Annotated in this window: 5 protein-coding genes; 4 read left to right on the top strand and 1 reads right to left on the bottom strand. The window is 61.6% G+C overall.

All coding sequences use genetic code 11. The annotated features are described in order from the left end of the window. Window positions 1-39 precede the first annotated feature (39 nt). The gene (locus HB676_RS33565; protein WP_213742809.1) at window positions 40-825 is read right to left on the bottom strand and encodes a FadR/GntR family transcriptional regulator; all 786 of its coding nucleotides are present in this window, start codon (window positions 823-825) and stop codon (window positions 40-42) included. A 192-nt stretch (window positions 826-1,017) separates the two neighbouring features. On the opposite strand from HB676_RS33565, the gene HB676_RS33560 reads away from it, so the two are divergent. The 4 genes from HB676_RS33560 to HB676_RS33545 all read left to right on the top strand — a co-directional run bounded on the left by HB676_RS33560 (window position 1,018) and on the right by HB676_RS33545 (window position 4,742). Next, the gene (locus HB676_RS33560) at window positions 1,018-2,016 is read left to right on the top strand and encodes a TRAP transporter substrate-binding protein (protein WP_213742808.1); all 999 of its coding nucleotides are present in this window, start codon (window positions 1,018-1,020) and stop codon (window positions 2,014-2,016) included. 74 nt (window positions 2,017-2,090) lie between these two features. After that, on the top strand, window positions 2,091-2,606 hold the full coding sequence (locus tag HB676_RS33555; RefSeq protein WP_213742807.1) for a TRAP transporter small permease: 516 nt from the start codon (window positions 2,091-2,093) through the stop codon (window positions 2,604-2,606). 18 nt (window positions 2,607-2,624) lie between these two features. Beyond that, window positions 2,625-3,914 carry a TRAP transporter large permease gene (locus HB676_RS33550; protein WP_213742806.1) on the top strand — a complete coding sequence of 430 codons (1,290 nt, stop codon included), beginning with the start codon at window positions 2,625-2,627 and terminating at the stop codon, window positions 3,912-3,914. Window positions 3,915-3,923: 9 nt separating this feature from the next. Next, window positions 3,924-4,742 carry a fumarylacetoacetate hydrolase family protein gene (locus tag HB676_RS33545; protein ID WP_213742805.1) on the top strand — a complete coding sequence of 273 codons (819 nt, stop codon included), beginning with the start codon at window positions 3,924-3,926 and terminating at the stop codon, window positions 4,740-4,742. Window positions 4,743-4,836 lie beyond the last annotated feature (94 nt).

Raw genomic sequence — 4,836 nt, 5'->3', positions numbered from 1 at the left:
ACGCAGGATAGGGGGCGCACCAGACCAAGCCGGACTACCCTACCCGCCCGCCTTCTTCGACGTCAGCTCCCTGTAGCGCTCTCTGCTCTTCAATAGATGCCCGCGCATCGCCTCCCGGGCTTTTTTCGGCAGGCGGGCGGCGATCGCCTGCGAGATCGCCTCGTGCTCTTTCTCGATCTGACCGAGATATTTGCGAAGGCTGTCGGGGCTGCCTTCGAACGAGCGGATGCTCTGGCGTGGAATGATCAGCCGCCCGAGGAATTCGAGAAATTCCGCGAAGCGATTGTTCTGCGTCGCCAGCGCGATCGACTGATGGAACGCGAAGTCTTCCTTGATGCCGCGCTCGCCGCTTGAAATCGCGCGGACGAAAACGCGCTGCGCCTCCTTGATGGCCTTGATTTGAGCCGTGCTGGCACGTTCGCTAGCAATCGCGGCGGCCTCGGATTCCACCGCCATGCGCAGCTCCAGAATATCGAGCACACTGTCCAGCGAGCCCAGACCGTCGGGATCGATCACATAAGGCTGACGGCCGGTATCGCGATCGACGAATGCGCCTGCCCCTTGCCGGGTTACGACGAGGCCGCGGGCGCGCAGCGCCGAGACCGCCTCGCGGACCACCGTGCGGCTGACGCCCATGCCCCGCATCATTTCCTGCTCCGAGGGCAATTTGGCACCGGCGGGCAGCTTGCCGGACATGATCTGCTCGGCCAGCCGGTCGACCACCTCGGCGCTCAGACTTTTAGGCGAGCCAAGCGGCCGCAGCAGCTTGTTGCGGGAATGCCGTGCCGCGTCGGCGGGATGGCTTGACGTATCTTGTCGGGTCATCGTACAAGTTTGCCACGCTATCGGCAGGCGGGCAATGGCTGTATCGACGTTCGTCGCATCGGCCACTCGCTTAGGACCTGAACTGCGCTTGTGAACCAAGTTGTTTGTGAACTAAGCTTGCTTGCGGAGAATACTCTCCCAATAAAAACCGGGTCAGAAACTGACCGCTCATCAATACCGGGGAGGACCGCGATGAAGCGTCGCGATTTCATGAAGTTGGGCGTCGGGTTAGGAACGGCTGGTCTGGCGAGCGGCCTGCTGCCGGTTTCATCCGCGCAGGCAAAACAGGTTTTGAAAGCATCCGACGTTCAGCCGGTCGGCTACCCCACCGTGGTGGCGACCGAGAATCTGGGCAAGAAGCTCGAAGCCGCGACCGAAGGCCGGCTCTCGGTCCAGATGTTTCCCTCGATGCAACTCGGCGGCGAAAAGGAAACCATCGAACAGACGCAGATCGGCGCGATCCAGATGCTGCGCGTCAGCGCCGGAGCGATGGGTCCGATCGTTGACGATATCAACGTCGTCAACATGCCCTTCCTGTTCAGCAACATGGCGCATGCCGACAAGTTCATGGACGGCCCGATCGGCCAGGAACTGCTCGACAAGATCACCGCCAATGCCAATGCCGGACTGGTCGCGCTGTGCTGGATGAATTCCGGCGCGCGCAGCTTCTACAATACCAAGCACCCCGTAAATTCGCTCGCCGACATCAAGGGCCTGAAATTCCGCGTCATCGGCAACCCGATCTTCATCGACATGATGAATTCGCTCGGCGGCAACGGCGTTGCGATGGGCTACGACCAAGTGTTCAGCGCGTTGCAGACCGGCGTGATCGATGGCGCCGAGAACAATATGCCGAGCTATGTCTTCAGCAATCACTACACGTCGGCGAAATATCTGTCGCTGACCGAGCATCTCGTCATTCCCGAGGTGCTGGCGTTCTCGAAGCGAGCCTGGACCGGGCTCTCCGCCGACGATCAGGCCCTGATCAAGAAATTTGCCCGCGAGGCGCAGGCGGAAGAGCGCGTGCTCTGGAACAAGTACGAAGGCCAGGCGATGGAAAAGGCCAAGGCCGCCGGCAGCCAGATCGTCCAGATCGCCGACAAGACGCCGTTCCAGAATGCGGTCAAGCCGGTGTGGGAAAAGTACGGCCCGAAATACCAGGGCATGATCGACCGCATCCGGGCGATCTAGTTTCATCGACGCTTTCGCGTGCAGCCCGCGCTGCACGCCCCCTCGCATTTGGTCTGGCAACCAGGAATCCGGGAATGGCTGCATCGTTTCGCCGCGCAATGGATGGCCTCTATCTTCTATGCGTCATCGTCGGCTGTACCGCGCTGGTGTTGATTTCAGCCGTGATCCCCTGGGCGGTGTTTACGCGTTATGTGCTCAACAGCGCAGCGTCGTGGCCCGAGCCGCTCGCGGTTCTCCTGACCATCGTGCTGACCTTCATCGGCGCCGCCGCAGCCTATCGGCTGAACCTGCATATGAACGTGTCCTACTTCGCCGACAAATTGCCGGCCCAATATCACGGCCTGCTCAATCTGCTGGTGCAGTTGTTGATGGCGCTGATCGCGCTGTTCATGATCATCTGGGGCGCGCAACTGGTCGAAGTGACCTGGCACAACACGATTGCCGATTTCCCGTTCCTGTCGGTCGGCGTGACTTATCTGCCGATCCCGATCGGCGGCATCTGTCTCCTGCTGTTCATCATCGAGCGAATTTTCCTGGGCGCCCCGCCCGATCCGATCCCTCACTCGCATGACACCGTGTCGTTCGACTGATCGGGGAAAGGGACCGCCATGGATATCTTCATTCTGCTCGCAACCATGCTGATCTGCTTTCTGATCGGCATGCCAATCGCCTATTCGCTGGCGATGGCGGCGATCGTGGGCGCGTGGTCGATCGGCATTCCCCTCGAAGCGGTGATGCTGAAAATATCCGATGGCGTCAGTAAAGTGGCGATGCTGACGATTCCGTTTTTCGTGCTGGCGGGTGCGATCATGGCGGAAGGCGGCATGGCGCGACGGCTGGTCGCCTTCGCCGACGTGCTGGTGGGATTCACCCGCGTGCGCGGCGGACTTTCCGTCGTCAATGTGCTGGCGACCACTTTTCTCAGCGGCATTTCCGGCTCCGCCGTCGCCGACACCTCTGCGATCGGATCGGTGATGATCCCGCAGATGGAAAAAGCCGGCTATCCCCGCGTGTTCGCGACCAACCTCACCATCACCTCGTCGGTTCAGGCGCTGCTGGTGCCGCCGAGCCATAACGCGGTGCTGTATTCGCTGGCGACCGGCGGCACGATCTCGATCAGCGCGCTGTTCATGGCCGGCGTGCTGCCCGGCCTGTTGCTCGGCTTCTCGCTGATCATCCTGTGCCTGGTCTTTGCCTATCGCGACGGGCATCCCCGCGGCCAGACTGTGCCTGCCAAGGACGCGGTCAAGATCACGATCGATGCGGCCTGGGGACTGGTGACGCTCGTCATCATTCTCGGCGGCATTCTGGGCGGCATCTTCACCGCGATCGAAGCCGGCGCCGTGGCCTGCATCTGGGCGTTCTTCGTCACGATGTTCATCTACCGCGATTATCGCTGGCGCGATTTGCCGGTGCTGCTGCACCGGACACTACGGACGGTCGCGATGGTGCTGACGCTGATCGCCTGCGCCTCGAGCGTCGGCTACATCATGGCGCTGACGCAGATGCCGGCCAAGATGACGGCGTTCTTCCTGTCGATCTCCGACAACAAATACGTCATCCTGTTCCTGATCAACATCCTGCTGCTGATACTCGGCACGCTGATCGATATGGCGCCGTCGATCCTGATCGGAACGCCGATTTTGCTGCCGGTGATGCAGAATTTCGGCGTCGATCCCGTGCATTTCGGGATGATCATGATGCTCAACCTCGGCATCGGCCTGTGTCATCCGCCGGTCGGATCGATCCTGTTCGTCGGCTGCGCGGTCGGCAAGGTCACCATCGAGCAGGTGATGCGCAAGATCTGGCCTTTCTACGGCGTGATGTTCCTGGTGCTGATGGTCGTCACCTACATTCCCGAGGTGTCGCTGTGGCTGCCCCGGCACATATTGCGGTGAGGTCGAACCATGGACCGGAACAGCGCTTCCCTTGACGCGATCGCGGCTGAAGCCGCCGAAGCGCTCATCAACACACGGCAGATTTCGCCGTTCTCCTCGCGTCCGGAAGGTCTCGCCATCGATGACGCCTATCGCGTGACGCCGCGCGTGCGGAAAATCTATCAGGCACGCGGCTCGAAAGTGGCCGGGCGCAAGATCGGATTCACCAATCGCACCATCTGGGAGCAATACGGCGTCTACCAGCCGATCTGGGGTTATATCTTCGACGAAACCGCCAGGCATCTCGCGGAAACGGACGCGCTGGCGCTGCGCCCCTTCTCCGAGCCGCGCATCGAACCCGAAATCATCTTCGGCCTGGGCTCTACGCCTTCGGCCGATATGGACGAGCATGCGCTGTCCTCCTGCATCGCCTGGGTCGCGCTCGGCTTCGAGATCGTGCAGTCGATCTTTCCCGGCTGGAAATTCACTGCCGCCGACACAATCGCGGCGAATGGCGTTTACGGCGCGCTATTGATCGGGCCGCGCCAGCCGTTCGCGCCGCAAGCCAGCGAGTGGCTGCGAACGCTGTCGAGCTTCGAGATCGATCTGAGCTGCAACGGCCAATTGATCGACCGCGGCCACGCCGGCAACGTGCTCGACGGGCCGCTGTCGGCGCTGCATCATCTGGTGGGACAATTGGCTGCCGATCCCGTCAATCCGCCGCTCGGGCCTACCGAGATCATCAGCACGGGCACGCTGACAAAAGCCATGCCAGTCGCGCCGGGCGAGGTCTGGACCGCAACGCCGAGCGGGATCGCGCTCGATGGCATTCGCATTCGGTTCGAGTGATTGGATTCCACCTCTCCCGCTTGCGGGGGAGGTCGACACGCGAAGCGTGGCGGGTGGGGGAAGTCTATCATCCCCTCGACCGGTCCGTGTCCGC

Origin of the sequence: Bradyrhizobium sp. dw_411, assembly GCF_018449695.1 — a bacterium.
GTDB lineage: Bacteria > Pseudomonadota > Alphaproteobacteria > Rhizobiales > Xanthobacteraceae > Bradyrhizobium.
Note: the sequence above shows the minus strand (reverse complement) of the source record. Positions and strands in the feature narration are given on the sequence as shown.